The sequence below is a fragment of the Burkholderia humptydooensis genome (genome assembly GCF_001513745.1).
GTDB classification, from domain to species: domain Bacteria; phylum Pseudomonadota; class Gammaproteobacteria; order Burkholderiales; family Burkholderiaceae; genus Burkholderia; species Burkholderia humptydooensis.
On sequence record NZ_CP013382.1, the window covers coordinates 1,637,029 to 1,662,988 of the forward strand.

General features: G+C 68.4%; 24 protein-coding genes and 1 pseudogene. 8 read left to right on the forward strand and 17 right to left on the reverse strand.

Features of this window, described 5'->3' with window-relative positions:
- Positions 1-2: 2 nt before the first annotated feature.
- Positions 3-401, forward strand: coding sequence for a GreA/GreB family elongation factor (locus AQ610_RS26280; protein WP_006027442.1), 399 nt, complete (start codon positions 3-5; stop codon positions 399-401).
- A gap of 202 nt (positions 402-603) precedes the next feature.
- Here AQ610_RS26280 and omp38 read toward each other — a convergent pair whose 3' ends face one another.
- Positions 604-1,728, reverse strand: coding sequence for a porin Omp38 (gene omp38, locus AQ610_RS26285; protein ID WP_006027443.1), 1,125 nt, complete (start codon positions 1,726-1,728; stop codon positions 604-606).
- A 587-nt stretch (positions 1,729-2,315) separates the two neighbouring features.
- On the opposite strand from omp38, the gene AQ610_RS26290 reads away from it, so the two are divergent.
- From AQ610_RS26290 to AQ610_RS26300, 3 genes are all read left to right on the forward strand, one after another.
- Entirely contained in the window at positions 2,316-2,708 is a 393-nt protein-coding gene (locus tag AQ610_RS26290) for a twin-arginine translocation signal domain-containing protein (protein WP_006027444.1), read from the forward strand.
- 222 nt (positions 2,709-2,930) lie between these two features.
- On the forward strand, positions 2,931-3,236 hold the full coding sequence (locus AQ610_RS26295) for an ArsR/SmtB family transcription factor (RefSeq protein ID WP_006027445.1): 306 nt from the start codon (positions 2,931-2,933) through the stop codon (positions 3,234-3,236).
- Between the two features lie 51 nt (positions 3,237-3,287).
- Entirely contained in the window at positions 3,288-4,349 is a 1,062-nt protein-coding gene (locus AQ610_RS26300) for an alkene reductase (RefSeq protein ID WP_006027446.1), read from the forward strand.
- 104 nt (positions 4,350-4,453) lie between these two features.
- Here the strand turns inward: AQ610_RS26300 and AQ610_RS26305 are convergent, their stop codons facing one another.
- Positions 4,454-4,942: a GNAT family N-acetyltransferase gene (locus AQ610_RS26305; protein ID WP_006027447.1), complete on the reverse strand. Its 489-nt coding sequence runs from the start codon at positions 4,940-4,942 to the stop codon at positions 4,454-4,456.
- A gap of 173 nt (positions 4,943-5,115) precedes the next feature.
- On the opposite strand from AQ610_RS26305, the gene AQ610_RS26310 reads away from it, so the two are divergent.
- Positions 5,116-5,727, forward strand: coding sequence for a LysE family translocator (locus tag AQ610_RS26310; protein WP_006027448.1), 612 nt, complete (start codon positions 5,116-5,118; stop codon positions 5,725-5,727).
- Between the two features lie 16 nt (positions 5,728-5,743).
- Here the strand turns inward: AQ610_RS26310 and AQ610_RS26315 are convergent, their stop codons facing one another.
- From AQ610_RS26315 to AQ610_RS26365, 11 genes are all read right to left on the reverse strand, one after another.
- Positions 5,744-6,946 carry a porin gene (locus tag AQ610_RS26315; protein WP_006027449.1) on the reverse strand — a complete coding sequence of 401 codons (1,203 nt, stop codon included), beginning with the start codon at positions 6,944-6,946 and terminating at the stop codon, positions 5,744-5,746.
- Between the two features lie 228 nt (positions 6,947-7,174).
- Positions 7,175-8,113, reverse strand: coding sequence for a helix-turn-helix domain-containing protein (locus AQ610_RS26320; protein ID WP_009914811.1), 939 nt, complete (start codon positions 8,111-8,113; stop codon positions 7,175-7,177).
- 82 nt (positions 8,114-8,195) lie between these two features.
- Positions 8,196-8,831: a DUF3156 family protein gene (locus AQ610_RS26325; RefSeq protein ID WP_043282772.1), complete on the reverse strand. Its 636-nt coding sequence runs from the start codon at positions 8,829-8,831 to the stop codon at positions 8,196-8,198.
- Positions 8,828-10,318, reverse strand: a complete 1,491-nt coding sequence (locus AQ610_RS26330; protein ID WP_006027452.1) for an APC family permease — start codon at positions 10,316-10,318, stop codon at positions 8,828-8,830. The genes AQ610_RS26325 and AQ610_RS26330 overlap by 4 nt, the downstream gene beginning before the upstream one ends.
- A 165-nt stretch (positions 10,319-10,483) precedes the next feature.
- A complete protein-coding gene (locus AQ610_RS26335; RefSeq protein ID WP_006027453.1) occupies positions 10,484-11,833 on the reverse strand; it encodes an aspartate aminotransferase family protein in 1,350 nt (449 codons plus the stop codon).
- 37 nt (positions 11,834-11,870) lie between these two features.
- Entirely contained in the window at positions 11,871-13,373 is a 1,503-nt protein-coding gene (locus AQ610_RS26340; RefSeq protein WP_043282774.1) for an aldehyde dehydrogenase family protein, read from the reverse strand.
- A gap of 165 nt (positions 13,374-13,538) precedes the next feature.
- A complete protein-coding gene (locus AQ610_RS26345; RefSeq protein ID WP_043282873.1) occupies positions 13,539-14,249 on the reverse strand; it encodes a response regulator transcription factor in 711 nt (236 codons plus the stop codon).
- Between the two features lie 222 nt (positions 14,250-14,471).
- Complete coding sequence (locus AQ610_RS26350) at positions 14,472-15,305, reverse strand: SDR family oxidoreductase (RefSeq protein WP_006027456.1); 834 nt, start codon at positions 15,303-15,305, stop codon at positions 14,472-14,474.
- Positions 15,302-16,156: a molybdenum cofactor biosynthesis F family protein gene (locus tag AQ610_RS26355; protein ID WP_006027457.1), complete on the reverse strand. Its 855-nt coding sequence runs from the start codon at positions 16,154-16,156 to the stop codon at positions 15,302-15,304. The genes AQ610_RS26350 and AQ610_RS26355 overlap by 4 nt, the downstream gene beginning before the upstream one ends.
- Before the next feature lie 174 nt (positions 16,157-16,330).
- A complete protein-coding gene (locus AQ610_RS26360; RefSeq protein WP_043282777.1) occupies positions 16,331-17,278 on the reverse strand; it encodes an aldo/keto reductase in 948 nt (315 codons plus the stop codon).
- Between the two features lie 165 nt (positions 17,279-17,443).
- Positions 17,444-18,376 carry a LysR family transcriptional regulator gene (locus AQ610_RS26365; RefSeq protein WP_006027459.1) on the reverse strand — a complete coding sequence of 311 codons (933 nt, stop codon included), beginning with the start codon at positions 18,374-18,376 and terminating at the stop codon, positions 17,444-17,446.
- Between the two features lie 136 nt (positions 18,377-18,512).
- Between AQ610_RS26365 and AQ610_RS26370 the strand changes: the two genes are divergently transcribed.
- Positions 18,513-19,544 (forward strand): zinc-dependent alcohol dehydrogenase family protein, encoded by a 1,032-nt coding sequence (locus AQ610_RS26370; RefSeq protein ID WP_006027460.1) that lies wholly within the window; start codon positions 18,513-18,515, stop codon positions 19,542-19,544.
- 94 nt (positions 19,545-19,638) lie between these two features.
- Here the strand turns inward: AQ610_RS26370 and AQ610_RS26375 are convergent, their stop codons facing one another.
- Positions 19,639-20,316 carry a DsbA family protein gene (locus tag AQ610_RS26375; protein ID WP_006027461.1) on the reverse strand — a complete coding sequence of 226 codons (678 nt, stop codon included), beginning with the start codon at positions 20,314-20,316 and terminating at the stop codon, positions 19,639-19,641.
- Between the two features lie 108 nt (positions 20,317-20,424).
- Between AQ610_RS26375 and AQ610_RS26380 the strand changes: the two genes are divergently transcribed.
- Positions 20,425-21,324 carry a LysR family transcriptional regulator gene (locus AQ610_RS26380; RefSeq protein WP_006027462.1) on the forward strand — a complete coding sequence of 300 codons (900 nt, stop codon included), beginning with the start codon at positions 20,425-20,427 and terminating at the stop codon, positions 21,322-21,324.
- Between the two features lie 300 nt (positions 21,325-21,624).
- Here the strand turns inward: AQ610_RS26380 and fliD are convergent, their stop codons facing one another.
- From fliD to AQ610_RS37010, 3 genes and pseudogenes are all read right to left on the reverse strand, one after another.
- Complete coding sequence (fliD, locus tag AQ610_RS26385) at positions 21,625-23,166, reverse strand: flagellar filament capping protein FliD (protein ID WP_006027463.1); 1,542 nt, start codon at positions 23,164-23,166, stop codon at positions 21,625-21,627.
- A gap of 114 nt (positions 23,167-23,280) precedes the next feature.
- Positions 23,281-24,030, reverse strand: a complete 750-nt coding sequence (locus AQ610_RS26390; RefSeq protein WP_006027464.1) for an L-2-amino-thiazoline-4-carboxylic acid hydrolase — start codon at positions 24,028-24,030, stop codon at positions 23,281-23,283.
- A gap of 22 nt (positions 24,031-24,052) precedes the next feature.
- Positions 24,053-24,887 (reverse strand): annotated as a pseudogene (locus tag AQ610_RS37010) (ABC transporter substrate-binding protein).
- A gap of 184 nt (positions 24,888-25,071) precedes the next feature.
- Here AQ610_RS37010 and AQ610_RS26405 point away from each other — a divergent pair.
- Positions 25,072-25,944, forward strand: a complete 873-nt coding sequence (locus AQ610_RS26405; RefSeq protein ID WP_009914795.1) for a LysR substrate-binding domain-containing protein — start codon at positions 25,072-25,074, stop codon at positions 25,942-25,944.
- Positions 25,945-25,960 lie beyond the last annotated feature (16 nt).

The following is a 25,960-nucleotide window of genomic DNA, read 5'->3' on the forward strand; positions in this document are numbered from 1 at the left end:
TCATGAGAAACAGGATTTACCAACTCACCGAACTCGACGTCGCACGCCTCGAAAAGCATGCGGAACGCAACCCGCGCTATCAGGAAATGCTCGACACGCTGCTCGAGCGCGCCGATATCGTCGAGCCGGACAAGATTCAGGCAAACGTCGTCACGATGAACTCGCAGATCAAGCTGCTCGACGAAAGCGCCGGCCAGGACATGATCTGGACCATCGTCTATCCGGACGCGGCCAATTTCGAGCAAGGCCGGTTGAACGTGTTTTCGCCGGTCGGCATGGCGCTTCTCGGCGCGCGCCGCGGCGAACGGGTGAAAGTGACGCTACCGGGCGCCGCGGACGCGACACTGAAGATCGTCGAGATCGTCTATCAACCGGAAGCGAGCGGCAATTACACGTACTGAGCCTGAACGACGGATCGGCTGATGCGGCAGGGTTGGCCGCCGAATGACCGTCAGCCCGCGTCGCCAGCCGCACCAAAAAAGCGAGGATGCATGCGCAAGCCTCGCTTTTTTGTTTTCGTGCAATGTGCGTCGTGCTGGCACGGCGCATAAAAAAAGGCGCCCGAAGGCGCCTTTTCGAGACTGGACGAGCCAGCCGTCATGCTTAGAAGCGGTGACGCAGACCAACCGTTGCTGCGGTTTGGTTGATCGACGTGCTGAACGGCGTGCTGAGGTCGCCGTTGTAGATCGACGCATTCGCGTTCTTCGACGAACGCTGGTACACAGCTTGTGCGTACACGTCGGTGCGCTTCGACAGCGCGTAGTCGGCCTGGACGCCAACTTGGTTCCAGTGAGCGCTTTCGCCGTTCGCCTTCGCGTTCGTGTACGTGTAAGCAACGCCCAGACCCAGAGCCGGCGTCAGGTTGTACTTCACGTTAGCTTCGTAGTTGTCGGCACGAATGGTCGGCGTGCCGTTTGCCAGGTTGTCGAGACGCGATTGCGTCCAGAGCAGGCCGCCTTGCAGCGGGCCGTAAGCGTAGCTTGCGCCGGCACCGTACACGCGCGAACGGCCCTGGATGCTTGCTGCGTTCGTGCCGCCGATGTTGAAGCCGGTCAGCGGATCCGTTGCGCCCGTGGTGTTCGCGCCAGCGTTGTTAGCTTGCGAGTACGCCGCACCGACCTTCAGGCCTTGGAACTGGTACGAAGCGCCCGCGCTGTATGCACGGTTGTTCGCGAATTGCGAGTTGTTCGAGAACGAGTACGTGCCGCCGAATTGCAGGCCGGCGTAGTTCGCGCTCGTGAACTTGACCGTGTTGTTCACTGCAACGTCGCCGTTCGTGTTCAGGCGGTCGTTGTTGAGCGGGTGCGCGAAGTACGTGCCGCCCCAGGTGCCCGTTGCCGACAGCGGCGACAGGTAGTCTTGGGTTGCGTCGTACTGACGGCCCAGCGTGACGGTGCCATAGTTGCTCGACAGGCCGACGAACGCTTGACGGTTGAACATGCCGCCACCGTTGTTGAAGCGGCCGTTACCGATGTTGAAGCCGCTTTCCAACGTGAAGATCGCCTTCAGGCCGCCACCCAGGTCTTCCGAGCCGCGCAGACCGAAACGGCTTTGGTCGACGCCCGAGCCGACCGACCACAGCGACTTGCCCGAGCCCGACGGCGTCGCGACATTGCTTTGGTACGTGATGCCCGCGTCGAGCACGCCGTACAGCGTGACGCTGCTTTGCGCGTGTGCGACGGTTGCGAACGATGCAGCAACTGCTGCAACAATCAGAGTCTTGTTCATGCGTGGAGCTCCCTTTTAAAAAAGGTAGGCCTTGCGACCTCGTTTCGATAAACGGTCCGCAACCGCCCGGAAGCGCCATATCGGTTTGCAAGACTACCTGCATGGCCGCGCCCGGATGGTTGCCCGTTCTGGGAACCGTGAGTTTAGGGGTGTACCCTAGGGCCGCCATTCGCGAATAAAGAAATAAGCTTTTCCAGAACTAGAAATAATAGAAATGCAATCCTCTTATAAGTATTTGTTTTAATAGACGTTTTTGACCTCTTGACAGGGTCTTTTTGGTGGGATCGACACGATCATTCTTCTGTGTCAGCGTCTTGACGGTTGCGTATAAACAACAAACAGCTTCGCGCGAACTCAGCGAAATCGGCATTTTTTACTTGTCCGATCGAGACCGCCGTCATGAATACGAAAGACTATCGGCAAACAGCCTCCATAGATTTCTTCCATCTCCACGCTCCACTCGACTGTCGGACGCCGTAACAGCCGTTACAGGATTCGTAACGATGGCCGACCACTCAGGGCGTTAACGTCGAACCTGTGCAGCCATATCGGCTCGCGCCGCTTCCGGCCCATCCTTTGGAGCAACCATGAATCGACGTCATTTTCTCCGCACGCTGTCGCTCGCCGGCGCCTCGCTTGCCGGCGGCCTCGGCTTCGGCCGCGATGCGACGGCTCAGCAGCCGCCCGGGCCGCCGCAATCGCCGCCCGGCTATCGACCGCCGATGCAGCCTCAGCCCGCCCGGCCGCCGTATCCCGGCCGCCCGGACCGCCCGCCTCCGCCGCTTCGGCGCGAGCGCCGCCCCGCGCCGCCGCGTCCGCGCGGCTATGTCTGGACGAACGGCTATTGGGGCTGGCGCGGCGGCCGATACGCATGGATACCCGGCCGCTGGATCGCGCAACGCCCTGGCCACCGCTGGGTGCCCGGCTATTGGCAGCAGCGGGGAGGCGCGTGGATCTACATCGACGGACGCTGGAATTGAGTGCGTCGCGCGACGGGCCGCTGCCTGCCGCAAAACCGCGTCGGGTGCGTGAAACGGGGCGGTCGCCCGCTGCCGCTGCGGCGCGACGGTCCTTCACGGGCGTCGCTATCGCATCGATTGCCGGATTCAATCACCCCTAGTCAATAGAGTGTTGCTGTTTATATCGTCATTGGTCGATCTAAGCTTCGGAAAACGACGATTCGCGATTGCACCGCGCCGCCCATGACCTTCGATGCCGACGCCATTCACAAAGCGCTTGCCAGCCCCGTCCGCCGTGCGATCCTTGCGTGGCTCAAGGAGCCCGACAAGCATTTCCCCGCAGCGCACGCGGGGCCCTTTCCGCAAGGCGTCTGCGCAGGCCAGATCGACGCGCTGTGCGGATTGTCGCAATCGACCGTGTCCGCGCACCTCGCCACGCTCGAGCGCGCCGGGCTCGTCACGTCGACCCGCGTCGGCCAATGGGCGTTCTTCAAGCGCAACGACGCGGTAATTCAAGCATTTCTCGATTCACTGCAGCGCGGCCTTTGATTCCGCCCACTCGCCGCAAGGGCTTAGCCACACTCGAAGAGGTCCCCTCATATGCCTTCTCTGTTCGATCCGCTGACCATCGGCGACCTGACGCTTCCGAACCGCATCATCATGGCACCGCTGACCCGCGCCCGCGCCGGCGACACGCGCACGCCCAACGCGCTGATGGCGCGGTACTACGCGGAGCGCGCATCCGCCGGGCTCATCATCAGCGAGGCGACGTCGGTCACGCCGCAAGGCGTCGGCTACGCGAGCACGCCGGGCATCTGGTCGCCGGAACAGGTCGACGGCTGGCGGCTCGTGACGGACACCGTCCACGCCGCCGGCGGCCGCATCTTCCTGCAGCTCTGGCACGTCGGCCGCGTGTCGGATCCTGTGTTCCTCGACGGCGCGCTGCCCGTCGCGCCGAGCGCGATCGCACCCGGCGGCCACGTGAGCCTCGTGCGTCCGCAACGGCCCTACGCGACGCCGCGCGCGCTCGAGCTCGACGAAATCCCGGGCGTCGTCGCCGCGTTCCGCCGCGGCGCGGAAAACGCGCGCGCGGCCGGCTTCGACGGCGTCGAGGTGCACGGCGCGAACGGCTATCTGCTCGATCAGTTCCTGCAGGACAGCTCGAACCGCCGCACCGATGCATACGGCGGCTCGATCGAGAATCGCGCGCGCCTCTTGCTCGAAGTGGTCGACGAGGCGATCGACGTCTGGGGCGCGGCGCGCGTCGGCGTGCATCTCGCGCCGCGCGGCGATGCGCATACGATGGGCGATTCGGACCCTGCCGCGACGTTCGGCTACGTCGCGCGCGAACTCGGCCGCCGCCGCATCGCCTTCCTGTTCGCGCGCGAATCGTTCGGCGCCGATTCCATCGGCCCGCAGCTAAAGGCGGCGTTCGGCGGGCCGTTCATCGCGAACGAGCAGTTCACGCTCGACAGCGCTCAGGCGGCGCTCGACGCCGGACAGGCGGATGCGGTCGCATGGGGCAAGCTTTTTATCGCGAATCCGGATCTGCCGCGCCGCTTCGAGCTGAAGGCGCCGCTCAACGAGCCGAATTTCGCCACGTTCTACGCTGAAGGCGAAGCGGGATATACGGACTATCCGGCGCTGGAAAGCGCGGCGTAAGGGGGTGTCGGGACCGGGGCGTTGCCGTTCGGGGGCGGGTCGGCCCCGGGCCTCGGGCCTCGGCGTCCGGCAAACAATGCCAAGTTCCAGCGCCGGCTCAGACGCTATTCGCAGATCACGCGCGCCATGAACACGCGCTGCGATTCGTCGAGCCCGTGCGCGACATGTGCTGCGCGTATCGCCGCCAACGCGGGATCGAGCGTATCGTCGTCGAGATCGACGAAGCCAAGGCGACGATAATACGGCGCATTCCACGGCACCTGCCGGAACGTCGACAGCACGACCTGCCCCGCGCCCGCTGCGCGAGCGCGCGCCACGACAGCCTCGATCAGCGCGGAACCGATCCGCCGCCCCGCGTGCTCGGGCGCCACGTCGATCTCCTCGAGATAGAGACGCGACGCATCGAGCATCCTGTATATCGCAAAGCCGACGATGCGCGCGTCGTCGGCATCCAAGGCATCGAAGGCGACGAGCGCGCGATCGTCGCCGATCCGCTCGCGCAGATCGGCGAGATCGGTCGGCGGGCTTGACGCGATGTGCGGCATGCCGATGCCGTCGAAGCGGCGCGCGGCGGCGGCTTCGACGGCGGCCATCAGCGGCGCTTCGTCGGCGCGGGCGGCGCGGATGCGGATCGGGGATGGTTGCGTGGCGGGGTCGTGTGCGGTCACGGTCGAATGGCAATTGGTCGGATGCGAATGCGAGTCGCCGCTACTATAATTAATTCCTCATATCGATCGCCATCGCGAATCGCACCGGGAGAGTCGACATGTCGCTGTCCAGCCTCACCATCTTCGCCGCCGCACTGCTGATCGCCGCCGGCTCGCCCGGCCCGAGCATCGCTGCGCTGGTCGCGCGCGTACTGACGAACGGATTCCGAGACGTATTGCCGTTCCTCGCGGCGATGTGGCTCGGCGAAGTGATCTGGCTCACGTGCGCGGTAGCCGGGCTCGCGGTGGTCGCGCACACGTTCGCGGTCGGCTTTCTCGTGCTGAAGTTCGCGGGGATCGCCTATCTGCTGTTTCTCGCGTGGAAGATGTGGTTCGCGCCTGCCGATGCGCCGTCCGGCAACCTCCCGAGCGGACAGTCGCCGTTGCGCATGTTTCTGGCCGGCCTCGCGGTGACGCTCGGCAACCCGAAGATCATGATCTTCTACGTCGCGCTGCTGCCGACGATGGTCGACCTGTCGCGGGTGGGCGGTGTCGCGTGGCTCGAATTGACGTTGACGCTGCTGACCGTGTTGATCGCGGTCGACTGCGCATGGGCGTTGCTCGCGGCACGCGCCCGCAAGCTGCTGACGAGCCGCCGCGCGGTGAAGGCGGCCAATCGCGCGAGCGCGGCCGCGATGGCGGGCGCGGCCGTCGCGATCGCAACGCGTTAGCCGGCCCGGCGGCACGTCAGAAATCCACCTTCACCCCCGCTATCACCGCGAGTTGCCGGTTCGAATCGCTGCTCGCCAATACGGGAATCTGCGCGTAATTCGCGGGATCGCCGTTCGAGTCGCTGCCGAGCCCGCGCCCCGACGCGATCTGTCCGATCGCGACCGCATACAGCGCGGTCCGTTTCGACACACTGTAGTTCGCGCCGACGTTCAGTTGATGAAAGCGCGTTGACCCCCGGCTATCGGCCTTCGCGTTGTTGAAGATGTAAGCAACGCCGCCACGCAGCATCGGCGTGAACGCGTATGTCGCGTTCAGTTCGGCAATGTCGAACCCGATCGACGCTCGCTGCGGATGCGCGGCGGTCGCGAAATACGCGCTGTCGTCGAGGCGGGTGTGCGTATAGGTCAGCGCGACGGTCGCGTCGCCGAGCGCAACCGATCCGCCGACGCCAAACGCCTTCATCGACACCGCATCCTGCAACAGGCAGTACATCGCGCCCGCGTTGCTGCACGCGAAATCGCCGATGTATCCGTTCGCGCCGCCGAGCGCCGCGTCGAGCGGCTGCCGCAGGTTCAGATAGCCGATGCCGAGCGAAATCGGCGCACGGCTGTAGGCGGCGGCGACCGAATAGCCGCGACGCGCGGAGAAATCCCCCGCCTGCCCCCCGAAGCTGAACGTGCCGCCGAACGTCAGCCCCTGGAAATCGGCGCTCGTGAACTTGACCGCGTTGTTGAAGTTGAATGCCGCATTCAGATTGTCAACGTCGCCGAGATGCGAGCCATACGGCGTCGCCCAGCCGTTGCTCGACACGTACGCGCCGAGCATATCGGTGTACGAATCGTATTGGCGCCCGACGCCGAGCGTGCCGTATGCGTCGTGGCGCAGGCCGATCCACGCCTGGCGGCTGAACGCCGCGCCGCCCTGCAACGCCTGGCCGCTCGCCGACAGGAATTGCTGCTCGAGCGCGAACACCGCCTTCAATCCTCCGCCGAGCGCCTCCGCGCCCTGCAATCCCCACCGCGAAGGCACCAGGTTTCCGCCGCCCATCTGCCACGCATGGCCGCCGCTCACGCCGCCGTCCGCATGCGTGACCTGCTGGTTCGTCGAATAGATGACGCCTGTATCCACCGTGCCGTACAACGTGACGCTGCTTTGCGCGCAAGCAGGCGCGACGGCTGCGCCGGCGACGCCGGCCGCGATCCAGATTCCGACTTTCATGCTCCACCCACTCCCGTCATTGATTTGGATTGCAATCGATCGGCCGAACCACCTCGATCGGCAGCAGTGGAGGAACTCTATCCAGCGAAAATTTTGGCCCTGTATCCCAAATCGGCAAATGCGTCAGCGCCGCGCGCAACGCATTCAGGATCGCGAACGAACCCGTCGCTTCGCGCGTGCGGCGCGCAACGCGCGGGCTTCACGGCAGGACATGCGCGATGCCGGCACTCAGGACAGACGGCGCGTCTGTGACGGCAGCTCGCCGAACAGGCCGCGATACTCGCGCGCGAAATAGCCGAGATGCGTGAAACCCCAGCGCGCCGCGGCCTCGCCGACGCCCAGCGCATCGGCGGACGTCGTGCGCAGCAGACGGCGCACGGCGTTCAGACGGATCGTGCGCAAGTACGTGACGGGCGTCACGTCGGCGACGCGCTGGAAGCTCGTCTGCAGCGTGCGCCGGCTGCAGCGCAGCGCACGGCACAGCTCGAGCACCGTCACGGGCTCTTCGGGGCGCGCCCACAGATAGCGCTCGCAACGTCCGACGATGTCGCTGTACGTCGCGTGCGTGATGTCGCGCCGTTCGTCGCCGACCGCGCCCGCGAGCGCATCGAGGAACACGCCGAGCATCGCGTCGCGAAACATCTTGCGGGTTGCGTCGTATTCGAGCCACGCCGGGTTGCGCTGCGCATCGTCGATATGCGACGACAGGCGCGCGCCGAGCGCCGCGCCCTGCTCGTCCGTCAGCCGGATCACATGCCGCGGCGCGCGATTGTCGCGCGTGCCGAATTCGGCTTCGCACAGCTCGTCGATCATGTCCGGCGCGGCGCTGATGCCGACGAGCCGCATCCCTTCGGGCGTGTGGAACTCGAAGTCCTCGCCGGGGCGCAGCGCGAGCAGCGCGTAGCCGTCGACATGCCGCCGCTGGAACGTCCCGGACAGCGGCGCGAGCACCGGCACCGCAAGCGACGTGCGCCCCTCCGGGGACACGCCCGTCTGCGCGACGCGGCGGTTCGTCGTTTCGCGGAAGAAATGGAAATCGTCGTACAAGACCTGCGTGACCGTGCCCTTGAAGCGGCCGGGCGTCATCTGCCGGTAGACCTGCCGCCAGCCGGCGATGGCGAGCCCGTGATCGTGGACGTCTTCGAGCGAACGCGACTGGAACAACATGGATGCCTCCAGAGAATTCCGATGCGGCGCGACGGCCGGCGCCCACGGCAACGCGGCGCGGCCGCCAGCCGCTCGTGCGGCGTCAATCGCCCGGCGGCAGGCGCGCAAGCGCGGCCTCGAAGCCGGCGAACGCCGCGCGCAGCGCGTCGCGCTGCGTATCGGCAAGACGCACGTAACGCCGGAACGACGGCATCCTGCCGGCCACTTCGCTGCCGCCGAACGGCGCGATGCGCAGCGTCCAGCATGGGCCGCGCGCGACGATCGCACAGTATGTCAGATCGAGCGCCGCCAGCGGCGCGCCGAGCGCGGGCGCGGCGAGCAGCGCCGGGACGAGCGCGCCGAATCGCGCGTCGGCATTGCGCTCGACCGCCGCGACGGCCGGCCCGCGACGCACCCAGCCGCTCGCGGCGATCGATGCCAAGCCGTGCGCGTCGGGCCCCGCGAGCGTCCGTTCCAGTTGCACGCTGACCGTATGCAGCAGAAATTGCCGGTCGACGCGCTCGGTCGCACGCAACTCGACGCCGTCGTCGAGCGCCATTCGCGCGGCCCCGCCGTCGTCCGCCGCAGCGAGCGCCGCGCCCAGATCCGCGGCGACGCGCGCGAGCGTCGCGCCGCGCCGATAGCCGGGCGCGGCCTCCGGCGCGAACCGGCGCCGCCATCCGGCCATCGATGCCACCATCGATGCAACGCGGCCGATGGCCGTCGATCGCCCGCTCATCGCACGTGCTCGTTGCGCAGCACCTCTTCGACGGGCACCGGCCGGAACGGATGCTTGCGCTGCACGACCACCGTCCAGAACAGCGCATAGAGCGCAGTGAGCCCGAGCATCGTGCCGAACGGCACGTAGATGTCGCGGCTGTTCATCCCCGGCGGCGCGATGTACCAGATCGCGAGCACGATGCCGACGCTCGACACGATCTGCGGCAGCGGAAACCAGGGCGACCGGTACGGCCGCGGCAGGTCCGGGCGGCGAATCCTGAGCATCACGACGGACAGCGTGACAAGCAGGTACGCGGTGCCCCACGCGCAGGTCGCGGCGAGCACGAGGTGCATGATGCTGTCGAGATCGCCGTGGATGATCCACGCGTGCGCGATCGGCACGACGGCCGCCGCGACGATGCCGACGACCGGCGTGCGAAAGCGCGGATGCAAATACGCGAAGCATTTAGGCAGCGCGCCGTCGACGGCCATGCCATACAGGATCCGCGGCAGTCCGGCCATCAGCGTGTTGATCGTCGCCGCGCCGGCGAACAGGAACGCGACGCCGAACCACACGCGCCCGAACGGGCCGAGCACCTGCAGCGCGAACGCGGGAATCGCGCCGGGCGTATCGAGCAGATGCGTGAGGCCGTCGGCCGTCACCGCGACGTTCGGCACCTGGCGCTTGATCGCCGCGCCGTAGAGAAACATGCAGACCGCAACGCCCGCGAGCCCGAGCGCCATCGCGCGCGGAATCGTCTTGCCAGGCGCCTTCATTTCCGGCGCGAGCGGCGTGACGAACTCGCAGCCGACGAACATGAACATCGCCATCCCGACGAGCGACAGCACGGCGGGCGCCGACGCGCCGGCCTCCGAGCGTCCGAACCAGCCGTCGAGCTGCACGGCGGGCGCGGCCGCGAGCCCGAGCACGCCGAACGTCATCAGCGACAGCCACATGCCGATCGTCAGCACGATCTCGAGCTTGCTGAACACCTTGATGCCGATGATGTTGGTGAACGCGAAGGTCGCGACGAGGCCGACGCCGACGAGCCACGCGCTGTTGTGCCGCTCGAACGCCGCGTTCAGCGATTCGAAGTTGACGAGCGCCATGATGCCGCTCAGGATCGTCTCCGCCGTGCCGGCGAACACGTGGACGAGGAAGTACGCGGAGATCGTGCCCGTGATCGCCCAGAAGCGGCCGAGCCCGCACGACAGGTAGTCGTAGACCGAGCCGGCCGTCGGCAGCATCGCCGCCGCCTCGGAAAACGTCGTCGCCTGCGCCTGCATCATCACGAACGCGATGACCATGGCGACCGCGAACGCCCAGCCGCCCATCCCGAAGCCGGACGTCGCGGTCAGGATCACCGGGCTCGCCATGATGAGGCCGACCGCGCTCGCGAGCGCGGTCGGAAAGCCCACCGCGCCCGCCGCCAGCGCGGGCCGGCCGTTCGCGTCGCCGGGCGGCGTTCCCGCCTGCGCATTCGAATACTCCGACCAATCCGACATCCTCGTCTCCTTTGCGATGCGTCAATGTCGAGAAAATACGGAGGCCAAAATTCCCGCATGTAGCGCAAATCGGCAAAACGGCCGGGGCCGCGCGCATGCCGCGCCGGCCGTCAGCCGTTCCGCAAAAGTTCGTCAGGCATTCGTCAGCGGATCTTCAGCCGCGCGTCATCGGCCGCCCGGAAACGGCGTCGCGTCAAAGCCGGCCTCGAGGCCCGCAACGATCCGGTCGATCTGCTCGCGACGGATCACGAGCGGCGGCGACAGGATGATCTTCGTGCCGACCGGCCGCACCAGCACGCCGTTTTCTCGCGCGACTTCGGCGACCGCGTTCGCGTAGCCCGACATCGGATCGATCGGCGTGCGCGTCGCCTTGTCGGCGACGAGGTCGAGCGCGACCATCAGCCCCTTGCCGCGCACTTCGCCAACCGCGTCGAAGCGCTCGACGAACGGCCGCAGCGCGTCGATCAGATGCGCGCCCTGCTTCGCCGCGTTCGCGGGCAGGTCTTCGCGCAGCACGATGTCGAGGCTCGCGAGCGCCGCCGCGCACGCGACCGGGTGCCCCGAGTACGTGTAGCCGTGCATGATCGCGCCGCTGAAGTCCGCGTTCGACGCGAACGCGTCCTCGATCCGCGCGTTCACCGCGGTCGCGCCAAGCGGCACGTAGCCGGACGAGATGCCTTTCGCGAGGCACATGATATCGGGCTTCACGCCCCAGCCGCGGCTGCCGAACAGGCTCCCGCTGCGCCCGAAGCCCGTCACGACTTCGTCGGCGATCAACAGCACGCCGTAGCGGTCGCAGACTTCGCGCACGAGCGGCCAGTAGTTCGCTGGCGGCACGATCACGCCGCCCGCGCCCTGGATCGGCTCGGCGATGAATGCGGCGACCGTGTCCGGGCTCTGGAACAGGATCTCGCGCTCGAGCAGCTCCGCGCAGATGCGGCCAAGCGCTTCGGGATCCTGCGTGAACGGATTGCGGTAGAGCCACGGCGTCTCGACATGGAAGCAGCCTGACAGGTTCGGTTCGTAGTTGCGCCTGAACACCGTGTTGCCGTTCACCGACGCGCCGCCGAAATGCGTGCCGTGGTAGCCCTGCTTCAGCGAGATGAACTTCGTGCGGTCGGCCTGCCCGCGCACTTTCCAGTACTGGCGCGCGATCTTGAGCGCGGTCTCGACCGAATCCGAGCCGCCCGAGCTGTACAGCACGCGGCGCATGCCTTCGGGCTCCATCATGTCGATCAGCTTCTTCGACAGCTCCTCGGCGCGCGGATGCGTGACGCCGTCGAACAACTGGAAGTATTCGAGCTCGTCGAGCTGGCGCACGATCGCTTCCTTGACCTCGGCGCGGTTGTGGCCGACGTTGACGTTCCACAAGCCCGCGACGCCGTCGACGAGCTGACGCCCGCGCTCGTCGTACACGTGGCAGCCGTCGCCGCGCACGATGCGGATCGGCGCGCGGCGCTTCATGTCGTTCGGGTGCAGCATCGGGTGCCAGAAACGGGAATCGTTGTAGCTCATTGCATTGCTCCGGGGAAAAATCGAACGGTCCGCGCGTTCAGTGCGCGATGCAGACGGATTTGGTTTCGGTGAAGCCTTCGATCGCGTATTGGCCGAACTCGCGGCCGATGCCCGATTGCTTGTAGCCGCCGAACGGCATCGACGGATCGAGCGGAATGTGGCAATTGACCCAAACGGTGCCCGCCTCGATCCGCGGCACGAGATCCAACACCGCCTTCAGGTCGTTGCTCCACAGGCTCGCGGCGAGCCCATACGGCGACGCGTTCGCGAGCCGCACCGCGTCGGCCGGATCGTCGAACGGCAGCACGACGACGACCGGCCCGAACACTTCGTCGCGCACGATCGCGCTGTCGTGCGCCGCATCGGCGATCACGGCCGGGCGCACGAAGTAGCCGGGCAGATCGTCGGCGCGCGTGCCGCCCGCGAGGAACGTGAGGCCGTCGCGGCGCGCTTCTTCGATGTGCTGCACGACCTTGTCGCGATGGTGCGCGGACACGAGCGGGTTGATCTGCGCGGCCGGGTCGAGCCCCGGGCCGAGCCGCATGGCCGAGGCGACGCCGGCGAGCCCGTCCGCGAGCCGGCGAAACTTGCTGCGGTGCACGTAGATGCGCGACGCGGCCGCGCACACTTGCCCCTGATTGAAGAACGCCCCCGCCGCGACGCCGCCGAGCGCCGCGTCGACGTCGACGTCCTCGAGCATTACGATCGGATTCTTGCCGCCGAGCTCGAGCGAGAAGCGCGTCATGTTCTGCACGGCGGCCGCGCCGACGAGCTTGCCCGTGGCGGTCGAGCCGGTGAACGATATCTTGCGCACCGACGGATGGCTCGCGAGCGCGGCGCCGCACTCGCGCCCGCCCGTCACGACGTTGAACACCCCCGCCGGCACGCCCGCTTCGAGCGCGAGCTCGGCGAGCCTGAACGCGGTGAGCGGCGTCTCGGGCGACGGCTTGAGCACGACCGTGCAGCCCGCCGCGAGCGCCGGCACGAGCTTCCAGACGGCGATCATCAGCGGAAAATTCCACGGCACGATCGCGGCGACGACGCCGACCGGCTCCTTGCGCGTGTAAGCGGTGTAGCGCGCGCCGGGCGGAAACGGAATCGACACGTCGAGCGTCTGCCCGGTGATCTTCGTCGCCCAGCCCGCCATGTAGCGGACGTATTCGATCGTCGCGCCGACCTCGACGCCGCGCGACACGAGAATCGACTTGCCCTGATTCAGCGTTTCGAGCTGCGCGAGCGCTTCGGCATGCGCTTCGAGCAGGTCGGCGAGCTTCAGCAGGATGCGCTCGCGATCGGCCGGCCGCAGCCCGCTCCATGCGCGCGAGTCGAATGCGCGCTTCGCGCTAGCGACGGCGGCCTCGACGTCGTGCGCATCGGCGTCGGGCACGCGCGAAAGACGCTCGCCGGTGGCGGGATCGAATACGTCGAGCCGGCGCGGCGAATGCGCGGCGCGCATCGCGCCGTCGATGAAGATGCCGAATTCGCGTTCGGTGAACGTGCGCACCGTGTCGGCCACGGCGACGAGGTCGGTCTGTGTCATGTGCGTCTCGTGTTGGGATGTGATCGTTCATGTGATCGCTCGGCCCGCGCCGGACGATGGCGGCGCGGATCGGTCGCACCACTGTAGCGACGCGGTTTCGCGGCGGGTTAGCGCAAATTGGCAGCTTGGCGGGCGGGACCGGCGCGCGGCGGCGTCGCCCGCCCGTCACAGGAACAGCGCGCCGACGAGTTCGGTCCGGTTCGACACGCCGAGCTTGCGAAACATCCGCAGCAGATGCGTCTTGACGGTCGGCTGGCCAAGCGCGAGATCGCGCGCGATCGCCTTGTTCGACCGCCCGTCGCGCACGAGCCGCGCGATCTGCTCCTCGCGATGCGTGAGCCGCGCGCCGCACGCGATCCGGCGAATTCCGCGCACCGCGCGCAGCGGCGGCAGCAGCGCGACCTCGACGACCGGCTGGACCGCATGCAGCGCCGCGATCTCGGCCGCCGAGTAGCGGCCGTCGCCCGCCAGACGCAGCAGCGAGAACGCGGCGACCGCCGCGCCGCAGTCGCGCAGCAGCACCTCGACGACATCGGCGACGCCGTGCCGCCGCAGGAAGCCCGTCCAGTACGACGACGCGTCGCGCCGCTCGTCCGGCAACTGCGACGCGAGCGTGACGACCGCGCCCGGCTGCGACGCGCAGCGCGACGGGTGCAGCGGATCGAGCGGCCGGTAACGGCTCACATACGCGCGATGCATCGCGGCCGTCATCCCGAACAGCTCGAAATCGACCGGCTCGCCGCTTGCGTCGATCCGGTAGAACACCGTGGCCGTCGGCCGCGCGAGCGCCTGCAGCGACGCCACGCAGGTTCGCAGCGCGTGCGCATACGACGCGGGATCGGCGTCGGCATCGGGTCTGGCTGGGTCGTGCGTCATGGCGGCGGGCATCTCGATCGCGATCGGGCGGCCCCGGCAGCGTAGCCGCGCCGCCGACGCCGCGATGAGCCCGAATCGGCAAATCGTGCAGGCGCCCATTCAGCCGAACGGCCGATACCGCGACGAACGCGCGGCCCGTACACTCGTTCCGCATCCCCATGCCGGACGCCGATGGACGGCTTCGGCGCGGCAGCCGGCGCGCCGGCTTCCATGCCGGCCCCGCTATCCGGTCGCCGCCGCGGTCTCCGGCAGCGTCGCGCCGCCGTCGACGACGATCGTCTGCCCGGTGATATAGCCCGCCGCGTCGGACGCGAGGAACAGCATCGCGGCCGCGATGTCCTCCGGCTCGCCGAGGCGGCCGAGCGGCACGCCGCGCGCGATCCGCTCGCCGTGCGCCGCATCGCCGAGATTGCCGGCGGCCGGCGTGCGGATCATCCCCGGCTCGACGCCGTTGACGGTCACGTTCCGCTGCGCGAGTTCGAGCGCCGCCGCGCGAATGAAGCCGTTCACGCCGGCCTTCGACGCCGCGTAGTGCGCAAGCCCCGGGTACGCGACGCGCGGCCCCGTCACCGACGACGTCGCGAGCACACGCCCCTGCCCCGCGCGCTCGAACGCCGGCAACGCCGCCTGCGTGAGCCAGAACAACGCGGACAGATTGACGGCGAGCGTGCGCTCGAGCACGTCGGGCGCGATCGCGTCGAACGGCGTCAGCGGGAAGTACGCCGCGTTGTGAACGACGATGTCGAGCCGCCCGGTATCCGCCTCGACCTGCGCCACGAGCGCGAACAGTTCGTCGCGCCGCGCGGCGTCGACCCGGTGCGCACGCACCGTTTGCCCGCCGGCGGTGCCGCGTGCGGCCAGTCGCGCGGCGAACGCGGCGGCCGCGTCGCCCTGCAAGTCTGCGATCGCGACGCTCGCGCCGGCAGCGGCGAACGCATCGGCGATCGCCGCGCCGATGCCTTGCGCGCCGCCCGTCACGAGCGCCGTGCGGCCGCGAAAATCGGCGACGAGCCGGCCGCTCGGCGGCGCCGCGCGCGTCGAACCGGCGCCGTTCATCGCGCGAGCGGATGCACGGTTTCGTTCAGCACCTGGGCATGAGCGCCGATCGGGAAATTCGACAGCGCGCCGAAATCTCCCTCGCGGTAGCCGAAGATCTTGCCGTCCGTCCTGCACCGGTCGAGATCGATCAGCACGACGCCGAGCGTCGGCACGATCTTCTCGCGCCAGACGAACAGGTACAGCGCGTCGGCGAGCTTGAAGCAATGGCAGCGGTCGACGTCCGCGAGCCCGCGCTCGACGCCGGCGAGGCAATGCCACGCGTAGAACTCGTCGTTCAGGTAGATGTGCTCGTAGCACTCGGTCGCGCTGTAGCGGTACATCGTCCGCTTGCCGACCAGCTCGCGCGTCGGCGCGTGCAGCGGGCCGGGCGCGGCCGCGCCCACGATCGCGCCGTGACGGAACGTCGCGTCGACGCCCGTCAACGGCAAGCCGCGGGCGACGCGCGAAAACGAATCGACGCGCACGTCGTCTTCGGCCGGCAGCACGCCTTCGACCGACGTCCAGACGCCCCGCGGCAAATCGAGCACGAGGCTGACCGATGTCGCGCGCCGGGTCGGATCGACGTAGTCGACGAAATAGATGCCGTCGCGCAGTTGCGTCGCGCGGTACGCGGCCTCGCCGCTCGCGCCCCCCGCATCGCGCGCACGCCCCGCATCGCGCGCCGCTTGCCGCTCGCGCCAGCGCAGCGTCGATCGATCGGCGAACGTGTATTCGCGCGTCGCGCCGTCTGTCGCGGCGAGCGCGAGCGTGCGTCCCGCGAGATCGTCGACGGGCGCGAGTATGTGGCTGCCGGGCGCGAAACCTTCGGCCAGCGCGCCGACTTGAATGAAAACCGGATCTGCTCCCATGCTTTCCTCCGATTGGGCGACGGCGCGAACGAGCGCAATCGCGAAACAGGCGTCATGGTGCCCGCGCGCCGGACCGCGCGGTATCGACCGAAAGGTTGAATGGCGTCGGCGAGATCGGACGCGAACGTCCACGCCGCACGGGCGGCGTGGACGCGACGCGGAAAACGCTCCCGCTTACGGCGCGCTCGCGTCGTCGAGCTGCCGGATGTCGTCCGCGTCGAGCTGCAGCCGGATCGCCGCGCCTAGCGCGCTCAACTGCTCGATCGACGTCGCGCTCGCGATCGGCGCGGTGATGCTCGGCCGCGCGATCTGCCAGGCGAGCGCGACCGACGTCTGCGTCGAAGCGTGCTTCGCCGCGACCACATCGAGCGCCGCGAGAATCCGCAAGCCGCGCGGGTTCAGATATTGCTCGACGCGCCCGCCGCGCGCACTCTTCTTCAGGTCCGCCTCGGACCGGTACTTGCCCGACAGGAAGCCGCTCGCGAGCGCGTAATAGGTGACGACGCCGAGCTTCAGCTCGGTCGCCACCGGCTCGAGATCGCGCTCGTATTCCTCGCGGTCGTACAGGTTGTATTCGGGCTGGATCACCTGATACGCGGGCAGGCCGGTGCGCCGGCTCAGTTCGGCCGCCTCGCGCAGCCGCGCGCCGCTGTAGTTCGACGCGCCGATGATCCGCACCTTGCCCTGCTCGATCAGCGTCTGATACGCGCCGAGCGTTTCCTCGAGAGACGCGGTGTCGGCGAGATCGCGGTGCGAGAAATAGAGATCGATGTAGTCGGTCTGCAGGCGCCGCAGCGAATCGTCGGCGGCCTTCAGGATGTTCTCGCGCGACAGGCCGGCCCGCGCTTCGAGCAGCCCGACCTTCGTCGCGATCACGACCTGGTCGCGCTTGCCCGAGCGCTTGAGCCACTTGCCGATGATCGTCTCCGATTCGCCCCCCTGGTTGCCGGGCGCCCATGCCGAATAGACGTCGGCCGTGTCGATGAAATTGATGCCGGTATCGGCGAGCGCGTCGAGCAACGAGAACGACGTGTTCTCGTCGGCGGTCCAGCCGAACACGTTGCCGCCGAACACGAGCGGCGAAACTTGAATCGCCGAGGTGCCAAGTGAGCGTAGTGCCATCTTTTCTCTCCGTTCGATGATGAGCGTCCGGCCGGCGCGCGTGGCGCGTGGCGCGTGGATTCAATCGTCGATGCTAACGCGCGGCCGGCGCGGCTCAAACCGATTAAACCTGATTTCGAAAGACCCTGCGCCGACCAGGGGCCGGCAAGCTGACGGCGGCCGCCGTCACGCGGCGTCGCCCGCCCACGGCGGCGCCGGCGTGAAGCGCCCGACGAGCGCGTCCACCGTCACGCGCACCTTCGGCGCGAGCGCGCGCGAATGCGGCCACAGCACGTTGATCGGCATGTCGTCGATCGCGCGCTCCGCCAGCACGGTTTCGAGCCGCCCGGCGCGCAACGCGTCGGCCGCGAGCCACGTCGACAGATACGCGATGCCCAGGCCCGCGACGGCCGCGTCGAGCAGCGCGTCGCCGTGGCCGATGGTGTGCGCGGCCCGCACCGCCGCCGCCAGCGGGCTGCCGTTGTCGTCGGCGAGCAGCCACGGCGCGACGCGGCCGCCGCGCGCGAACACGATGCAGTCGTGCTCGCGCAGTTGCTCGGGCGTTCGCGGCCGGCCGCGCCGCGCGAAATACGCGGGCGACGCGCACGGCACCGAACGCTGCCGGCCCAGGCCGCGGCACGCGAGGCTCGCGCTGTCGCCCGGGTCGCCGATCCGCACCGCGAGATCGATCCCTTCGTCGACGAGATCGACCGGCCGATCGGTGAACGACAGATCGAGCCGCAGCAACGGATGCCGTTCGGCGACGTCGAGCAGCACGGGCAGCACCCAACGCCGCCCGAACGACACGGGCAGGCTCACGCGCAGCGGGCCGCTCGCCTGCTGGCGGCGGTGCGCGAGCGCGGATTGCGCGTGCGCGAGTTCGTCGAGGATCTTCGCGCAGCTCGCGTAATAGAGACTGCCTTCCGCCGTCAGGCCGAGCGAGCGCGTCGTCCTGTCGAACAGGCGCACGCCGAGCTGCGCCTCGAGCTTCGCGACGCTCTTGCCCACCGCCGATTTCGACACGCCCATCCGCGCAGCCGCGGCGGTGAAGCTGCCCGCACTCACCGCATGAACGAAGGCCAGCATGCCTTGCAAATGATTCAGCCGCGTGATGTTCATCCGGTATCCGATTGGAGACTTTGGAGATCCAGTGTTGCGAAAACATAGCGCAACTGGAGCGCAGATGTCCTCAATAGAATGCGTCATCGCGACTCGCTCCGCGGCGAGCCCATTCAATCGATCCAGCGAGGGGAACATGACGGACACCATGCGCGTATGGCAATTGCCCGAATTCGGCATCGACAGGCTCGAACAGGCCGAGCGCCCGATTCCGTCGCCAGGCGCGGGGCAACTGCTCGTGCGCGTCGCCGCCGTATCGCTGAACTACCGCGACAAGCTCGTCGCGAACGGCGAGTTGCTGCCGCAGCGGCCGCCGATGCCGTTCGTGCCCGCATCCGACATGTGCGGCGAGGTGGTGGCGACAGGCGCGCGCGTCGCGCGCTTTCGCGCGGGCGACCGCGTGATCGGCAACTTCTGGACGCAATGGCTCGACGGCGCGCCGCCCGCCGAGATGCACGAGCACGGCCTGTCGCTCGGCGGGCCGCTGCCCGGCGTGCTCGCCGACTACGTCTTGCTGCACGAATCCGCGGCGGTGCGCGCGCCCGACACGCTGTCCGACCTCGACGCGTCGACGCTGCCGATCGCCGCGCTGACCGCGTGGGTCGCGCTCGTCGAGGACGGCGCGTTGCAGCCGGATCAGACGGTGCTGGTTCAGGGCACGGGCGGCGTCGCGCTGTTCGGCTTGCAGATCGCCGCCGCGCTCGGCGCGCGCGTGATCGTCACGTCGCGCGATGCGGCGAAGCTCGCGCGCGCCGAAGCGCTCGGCGCGTGGGCGACGATCGACACGGCCCGCACGCCGGCGTGGGCCGAACGCGCGCTCGAGCTGACGCGCGGCCGCGGCGTCGACCACGTGATTGAGCTGATCGGCGGCGATAACGTCCGGCAGTCGGTCCGCGCGCTCGCGGACGGCGGCCGGATCACGCAGGTCGGGCTGCTCGCGTCGCCGGAGATTCGGCTCGACGCGGTGCCGCTGATGTTGCGGCGCGCGACGCTGCACGGAATTTCAGTCGGCAGCCGGCGCGCGCTCGAAGCGCTCGTTGCGGCCATCGACGCGCATCGGCTGAAGCCGGTCATCGATACGGTCTACGCGTTCGGCGACGCGCGGCGCGCGTTCGCGCATCTCGAGCGCGGGCCGTTCGGCAAGATCGTCGTCCGCGTGCGCGACTGAGCGGATGTCGCCCGCGTCGGCGCGCCGGCCCTCGGGCGGGGCGGCGAACAGCCGATCAGGCAATCGGCCGACTACCCGACGCCCGACGCCCGCGTCAAGCCTCCCGCAGCACGCGCTCGACCGCCGCGACGGCCGCCTGCGCGCCGCCGTACAGGGTCGCACCGTGCAGCACGTAGCCGCGCTCGCCCACCGTCAGCAGCAGTTGCGGCACGCCTGACGCGCCGAGCCGCTGCATCGCCTGCTGCGTGCGGGCGATGCGTTCGGCCGTCGCGCTCGCGAGCGCGGCGTCGGTGTCGATCCGGCGCGCGAGCGCGTCGGCGTCGATCGTCACCCCGCCCGCCCGCGCCGCGACGTCCGCCGCGACGCGCGCGAGCACGTCCGGGCGCGCGGTGTCGAGGCCGTCGACGTAGCGCGCGAGCTGGATCGCTTCGAGCAGCGGCCGCTCGAGCCGCGCGTCGATGCCCCCCAGCGCGGTCAATGCGCGGTTCGCGGGCCCGGAATCGAAACGCACGCCGCCGCGCTGCAGCACCTGCTCGCGATACGCGTGCGTGAAGCGCTGGCCCGTCATCTGCGCGATGCGCTGATCGTTGCGCCACGCGTACTCGCCCCATTCGGGCGTCAGCTCGCGCGCGCCTTCGCCGGTGAAGAGCCCCGACGGCATCAGCTCGAGCACGCCGGGGTGCGCGGCGTCGAGCCCGGCGAGCGCGGGCGCGCTCGCATAGCACCAGCCGCACAGCGGATCGAAGAAATACTGAAGCAGGAATTGGTTCATCGCGGTCGCTCGTTTGCCAAGACAAGGAAAGTGGAGCGAGTCTATTCGATATCCATTCGATCAAATAGAATGTACGAGTCGACAATTTGTTGCATGGATTGAGCGAATATGGACCGAATCACCGCGATGCGGGTGTTCGTCGAAACGGCCGAGCGCGGCAGCGTATCGGCCGCCGCGCAGCATCTGGACATGTCGCGCGCGATGGCGTCGCGCTACGTCGCGTTCATCGAACAATGGACGGGCGCGCGGCTGCTGCACCGGACGACGCGGCGCCTGACGCTGACCGCGGCGGGCGCGCAGATGCTGCCGCTCTGCCGCGACATGCTCGGGCTCGCCGATCACGTCGCGACCGTCGTCGCGGAGCCGGGCGACGCGCCGCGCGGCGCGCTGAGGATCACCGCGAGCGCGATCTTCGCGCAGACGCACGTGACCGACGCGGTGCTCGACTACCTGGCCCGCTACCCGGCCGTGTCGGTCGATCTGCTCGTCACCGACCGCACCGCCGATCTCGTCGACGAACGGATCGATCTGGCCATCCGGATCACGAACGAGGTCGACCCGAGCCTGATCGCGCGGCGGCTCGGCACGTGCCGCTCGGTGCTGTGCGCGTCGCCCGGCTACCTGGCCGAGCACGGCGCGCCGAAGCGGCCGCACGATCTCGCGCGGCACAACTGCCTGACGTATGCCTATTTCGGGCAGAGCCTGTGGCACCTGACGCGCGACGGCGAGCCGGCGACGGTGCCCGTGCAGGGCAATCTGAGCGCGAACGACGCGCTCGTGCTGTTGCGCGCGGCGATCAAGGGCGGCGGCGTCGCGCTGCTGCCGACGTTCGCGGCGGCCGAGCCGGTCCGCGCGGGCGCGCTCGTGCGCGTGCTGCCCGACTGCGCGGCGCCCGATCTCGGCATCTACGCGGTCTACGCGTCGCGCAAGCAGATGCCGCTCGCGATGCGCACGATGATCGATTTCCTCGCCGAGCGTTTCGGCGACACGCCCGCGTGGGACGCGTAGACGCGCGGCACCGCGTCCCGGCGGTACGGCGGCGTGAAGCGGCAAGGTGACGCGGCAACGTGAAGCGGGACGAATCATCGCGAACCGGGCAAGCGCCGACGCAAGGCCCGGCCGCGTCCGCACGGCGTCGGAGCATCGACAAAACGCGCGACGACACCAAAACGAAAAACGGCGGCCACGCGCACTACCGCCGCGCGTGGCCGCCGCCGAGACGAGACGCCAAGGCTCGCACCGCGCGAACCCCGGTCTTCCCGCAGGAGCGCAGTACACCGGGCCTTGCCCGCCGCGCCCCCGTTCGCGTCACTTGTTGTTCGCGAGCGCGCCCGAGCTGTTCGCGCCGCCGAACAGTTGCGTCAGATAGTTGGTGTTCTGCTGCATCCGCGCCATCAGCGCGTCGAGCGCGGTGAACTGCGCCTTGTACTGCGCGGTCAACTGCGTGGCGTAGGTCTCGAGCCGCGCCTGCCGCTGCGCGATGCTCTTCATGTCGCGGTCGATCGCATTCGAGCGGATGTCGAACGAACCGTCCTTGCGCAAATGCACGTCGAGCGCCTTCGTGACCTGCGCGCCGATGCCGTTCGTCTTGTTGAAGAGCGCCTCCACCGCCTGCGGATCGTTCTGCAGCGCTTCGTTCAGCTTGGCCTTGTCGACGATCAGCGCGCCTTCCGGCTGCTTGTCGCCGGGGCGCGCGAACGTGATGCCGAGCGCCGCGAGCGACGCGCGCTTGTTGTCGCCGTGCGGCACGCCGCCGCCGACGATGTGCGCAAGCGAATTGCGAATGCCGTTGAGCATCGAATCGCCGATCATCGGGCCGCCCTGCTGCCCCGGCTTCGCCGTCTTGTCGAACGACGTGAGCTGCCCCATCGTGCCGATCATCGAGTTGTACAGGTCGACGAAGTTCGTCACCGTGCGCGCCTGGCCGTCGATGTCGCGGGCGATCGACAGCGTCTGCGGCGCGCCGATCGCCTCCTCGGTCACGTTGATCGTCACGCCCGCGATCACGCCCTTGACCGCGTTGTCCGCGCTGCGCGCGGTGATCACGCCGCCCACCGTGACGATCGCATCCTGCGCGAAGTCGCTTTGCTTCCATGCGTCGCCCGCCGACGTGATCGCCGACTTGCCGCCCTTGCCGTCGGCCGTCGACTGGACCGCGAGCCCCGACAGGCCCGCGTCGTCCTTCACGTTCGCCACGCTCACGTTGATCACGTTCGCGCTGCCCGACGCGCTCGAGCGCAGCACGAGGTGCGCGCCGTCGGTGCCCGTCACGACCGTCGCGGTCACGCCGGGGTTGTTCTTCGCCGAGTTGATCGCGGCCGCGATGCCGGCGGGGGTGTTGTTCGCCGCGTCGATGTCGATCGACGTCGAGCGGTCGCCGACCTTGAGCGTCAGCGTGCCTGAGCCGAGCTGCTGCTTCGGATCGAAGCCGGCCGACACGAGCGTCTGCGAGCGCGCGATCTGCTTGACCTCGACCTGATAGCTGCCGGCGACCGTGCCCTTGTCCATCGTCGCGGCGAGCCCCTTGCCGCTCGCCTTCGACGTGAATTGCTGCGCGAGCATGCCGTCGGACAGCGGCTCGACGCCCGTCTTCAGGTTGCTGAGCGCGAGCTTGAGCGCACCGAGCGCCGAGATCTGCGTGCTGTTCCAGGCCGCCTGGTTCTTGATCTCCGCGGCCTGGCCCGCCGTCTTCGCGTTGACGAGCACTGACACGAGCCCGCTCACGTCCATTGCCGTCTTGCCCGTGGCGCCGTTGATCAGCGACTGCGCGGCATCCTGTATTTGCGACCAGACATCGCTTTGCGTACTGGCCGCCAGCAGCGCATTGGTCCCCGTTTGGGTGATCGCCATCGAATTACCCCCGTTTGTGTGGTTGGTTTATTTCATGGTCATTCGTAATATGAAAGCATATCGCAATTATTGGAATCAGTTTGTGAAGATTGTTGTAAGCGTTGATTCAGGCGGTCACCGCGCCGCATCGCTTGCCCCCGGGTTCGCGCGCGCGCCGGCGGGCGACGATGCGGCGGCATCCCGATCGGGCGTCGGCGGGGATGAGGGACGAGCGCCCGGCGCGTCGCCGGCCGCCCGGGATTCCGGCGAAGACCTCGTTCGAAGCCCCGGCGACGACTCCGTCGGCCCGGTCGACTCGCGCGTCTGCGTCTGTGCCTCCGTCTGCGCCTGCGCTTCGCCCGCGCCGCCCCGCCCCGGCTCCGCCATCCGGTAGCGAAAATCGCAATGCGTGCCGCCCTGCATCAGCGTGCGCGTGCGCGTCAACGCGATGCGCGGGTCGTAGCCCTCGATGAACACGCTGTCGCGCGCGCAGCTCAGCAGATGCCCGATCTCGGCAAGGCCCATCTCGCGATACATCTGCGCATACGCGCAGCGGCGCACGTCGTAGTCGTAATGCGTGTCGTCCGCGTGGCGCACGTCGACGTCGAGCGCATCGTCCTTCTCCCACAGCGCCTGCAGCGCGGCGAACGACGCGATGCTCGTGCCGCCCAGCTCCTTCGCTGCGAACGCGCGACCCGCGTCGAGCGCCGCGCCGCGCACCGCCTCCGCGATCACCGCCTGCGCGCGCTCGACGCCGAACTCGCGCTTCATGATCTCGTAGATCGGCTTGATGATCTCCGCCTCGATGCGCCGCCGCGCGAGGATGCCGAGCGGCTCGCCGTCCGCCGCGCCGCCCGCGGCCGGATGGATGGGAATGATCGTCATCGGTGTGTCTCCTGGATTGCCGTCATTTCGATGCGTTCGCGACTTTCGTCGAGTCCGTCGAGTCCGTCGAGTCCGTCGAGTCCGTCGAACCGGGCGAGCCCGATTGCGCGCCGCCCTCAGCGTTGCCGTTCGCGCCGACGCCGCCCAGCACATCGACCGCCCCCCACTTGCCGCCGCCCGCGCGATAGATCGTGAACGCCGGGTCGCGCAGATTGCCTTCGGCGTCGAACGCGATCGCGCCGCCGTTCGCGTCCACGCTCTTCACGAACCGATCCGCGAGCCCCGCGCCGAACGCGGTGCGCTCGTCAATCACGGCGATCCGTTTCGCGCCCAGCGTCTTCACGACGTACGCGCCCGCATACGCGCCGCTCGCGTCGTCATGGCCGACGATCCGGAACGCGGTCGGATAGCCTTGCCGCGTGTACTGGCGCCCCGTCGACGCCGATCACCCGCCGCTCGACGAGCTGCTGCGCAACCGTCACCGCGGCGCGCGGGTCGGACTGGTCGTCGGCGGCGACGAGCCGGTACACGACCGGCTTGCCGCCGAGCGTCGAATGGCGGCTGTTCGCGTCGTCGAGCGCGAGCTGTGCGCCGTTCTGCAGATCCTTGCCGATGCGCGCCGACGGGCCGGTCAACGGCGCGGCGAGGCCGATCAGCACCGTCTGCGGCGCGAGCCGGCCGACCTCGCCGGATTCAGCGGATTCGGCTGCGCGGGCAGGCGCTTGCGCTTGCGCGGCGGACGCGGAAAAGACGGCGGCGCCCCAAAGCGCGACGCCGGGCGACAACATGGCGGGAAATTTCATCTGGGAGCGGAACCTGGAGATCGAAGAGAAATAAGAAGAGCGCGCACCACACATGAAAAATATTAAATATCTGGAATCAATGTCTGCAAATATTCAATTGTTCGATATTTATGCCGATACCGCGCCAGCGCATTAAGACATTGTATTCAAGCCAGTTTTTTTCATTTTCGCAACGAAAGACGTTTCGATAAAATTCGATACATGAAAAAATATCGAACGATTGACCAATGATCCGCCATTGCGCGCCGTGCGCGCGTTCGAGGCGTTCGCGCGGGTCGGCTCGGTCACGGCCGCGGCGGCCGAGCTCGACATCACGCCGTCCGCGGTCAGCCACCAGTTGCAGTTGCTGGAGACTTTCGTGCAGACGCCGCTCACGCTGCGCGACGGCCGCACGCTCAGGCTCACCGACGAAGGGCGCGACTACTACCGGTCGATCAGCGCCGCGTTCTCGGTGCTGCGCAGCGCGACCGGCTCCGTTCGCGACCGCTCGTCGCTGCGGCAGATCACGATCAGCCTGATTCCGCTGTTCGGGACCGGCTGGTTCGTCCCGCGCCTGCACGCGTTCCTCGCGGAGAACCAGGACGTCGACGTGACGGTGCTGTACGCGCACCACCGCAACTACCTGAGTGACGCGTCGGACCTGTCGATCCGCTTCGGCGTCGGCGACTGGCGCGGCTATCGGTGCGAGCGGCTGGTGTCGGGCGCGGTCGTGCCCGTATGCAGCCCCGCGTTCGCGCGCCGCCAAGGGCCGTTCAGGCGGCCCGCCGACCTCGCCGCCGCGCCGCTCGTGCACGACGAGGATCGCAATACGTGGGTCAACTGGTTCCAGCGCGCGGGCGTGAAACACGTCACGCGCACGGTCGGCCCCCTGTTCGAGGATGGTCAGTTGACGCTCGCCGCAGCGCGCGCGGGGCTCGGCGCGGCGCTTTTGCGCGTGCCGCTGATCGAGCGGGAACTGGCGAACGGCGAACTCGTCACGCTGTTCGACCACACGCTCGACGACGGCCGCGACTACTATCTGTGCACGCGCGCGAATGCGGACCTGCCGGACGGCGCGCAGCGGCTCGCCGACTGGTTGAGGCAATCGATGGGAAAGCGCGAAGCGGGTTGAGACGCCGGGCAGCTCG

Coding starts and splice junctions, on each gene's coding strand:
- AQ610_RS26315 (WP_006027449.1), bottom strand. CDS start 6,946: ATGAAAGTCGGAATCTGGATCGCGGCCGGCGTCGCCGGCGCAGCCGTC.
- AQ610_RS26335 (WP_006027453.1), bottom strand. CDS start 11,833: ATGAGCTACAACGATTCCCGTTTCTGGCACCCGATGCTGCACCCGAAC.
- AQ610_RS26280 (WP_006027442.1), top strand. CDS start 3: ATGAGAAACAGGATTTACCAACTCACCGAACTCGACGTCGCACGCCTC.
- AQ610_RS26290 (WP_006027444.1), top strand. CDS start 2,316: ATGAATCGACGTCATTTTCTCCGCACGCTGTCGCTCGCCGGCGCCTCG.
- AQ610_RS26350 (WP_006027456.1), bottom strand. CDS start 15,305: ATGAACGGCGCCGGTTCGACGCGCGCGGCGCCGCCGAGCGGCCGGCTC.
- omp38 (WP_006027443.1), bottom strand. CDS start 1,728: ATGAACAAGACTCTGATTGTTGCAGCAGTTGCTGCATCGTTCGCAACC.
- AQ610_RS26365 (WP_006027459.1), bottom strand. CDS start 18,376: ATGAACATCACGCGGCTGAATCATTTGCAAGGCATGCTGGCCTTCGTT.
- AQ610_RS26300 (WP_006027446.1), top strand. CDS start 3,288: ATGCCTTCTCTGTTCGATCCGCTGACCATCGGCGACCTGACGCTTCCG.
- AQ610_RS26310 (WP_006027448.1), top strand. CDS start 5,116: ATGTCGCTGTCCAGCCTCACCATCTTCGCCGCCGCACTGCTGATCGCC.
- fliD (WP_006027463.1), bottom strand. CDS start 23,166: ATGGCGATCACCCAAACGGGGACCAATGCGCTGCTGGCGGCCAGTACG.
- AQ610_RS26355 (WP_006027457.1), bottom strand. CDS start 16,156: ATGGGAGCAGATCCGGTTTTCATTCAAGTCGGCGCGCTGGCCGAAGGT.
- AQ610_RS26330 (WP_006027452.1), bottom strand. CDS start 10,318: ATGTCGGATTGGTCGGAGTATTCGAATGCGCAGGCGGGAACGCCGCCC.
- AQ610_RS26375 (WP_006027461.1), bottom strand. CDS start 20,316: ATGAACCAATTCCTGCTTCAGTATTTCTTCGATCCGCTGTGCGGCTGG.
- AQ610_RS26320 (WP_009914811.1), bottom strand. CDS start 8,113: ATGTTGTTCCAGTCGCGTTCGCTCGAAGACGTCCACGATCACGGGCTC.
- AQ610_RS26360 (WP_043282777.1), bottom strand. CDS start 17,278: ATGGCACTACGCTCACTTGGCACCTCGGCGATTCAAGTTTCGCCGCTC.
- AQ610_RS26370 (WP_006027460.1), top strand. CDS start 18,513: ATGACGGACACCATGCGCGTATGGCAATTGCCCGAATTCGGCATCGAC.
- AQ610_RS26345 (WP_043282873.1), bottom strand. CDS start 14,249: ATGACGCACGACCCAGCCAGACCCGATGCCGACGCCGATCCCGCGTCG.
- AQ610_RS26305 (WP_006027447.1), bottom strand. CDS start 4,942: ATGGCCGCCGTCGAAGCCGCCGCCGCGCGCCGCTTCGACGGCATCGGC.
- AQ610_RS26325 (WP_043282772.1), bottom strand. CDS start 8,831: ATGAGCGGGCGATCGACGGCCATCGGCCGCGTTGCATCGATGGTGGCA.
- AQ610_RS26340 (WP_043282774.1), bottom strand. CDS start 13,373: ATGACACAGACCGACCTCGTCGCCGTGGCCGACACGGTGCGCACGTTC.
- AQ610_RS26295 (WP_006027445.1), top strand. CDS start 2,931: ATGACCTTCGATGCCGACGCCATTCACAAAGCGCTTGCCAGCCCCGTC.
- AQ610_RS26380 (WP_006027462.1), top strand. CDS start 20,425: ATGGACCGAATCACCGCGATGCGGGTGTTCGTCGAAACGGCCGAGCGC.
- AQ610_RS26390 (WP_006027464.1), bottom strand. CDS start 24,030: ATGACGATCATTCCCATCCATCCGGCCGCGGGCGGCGCGGCGGACGGC.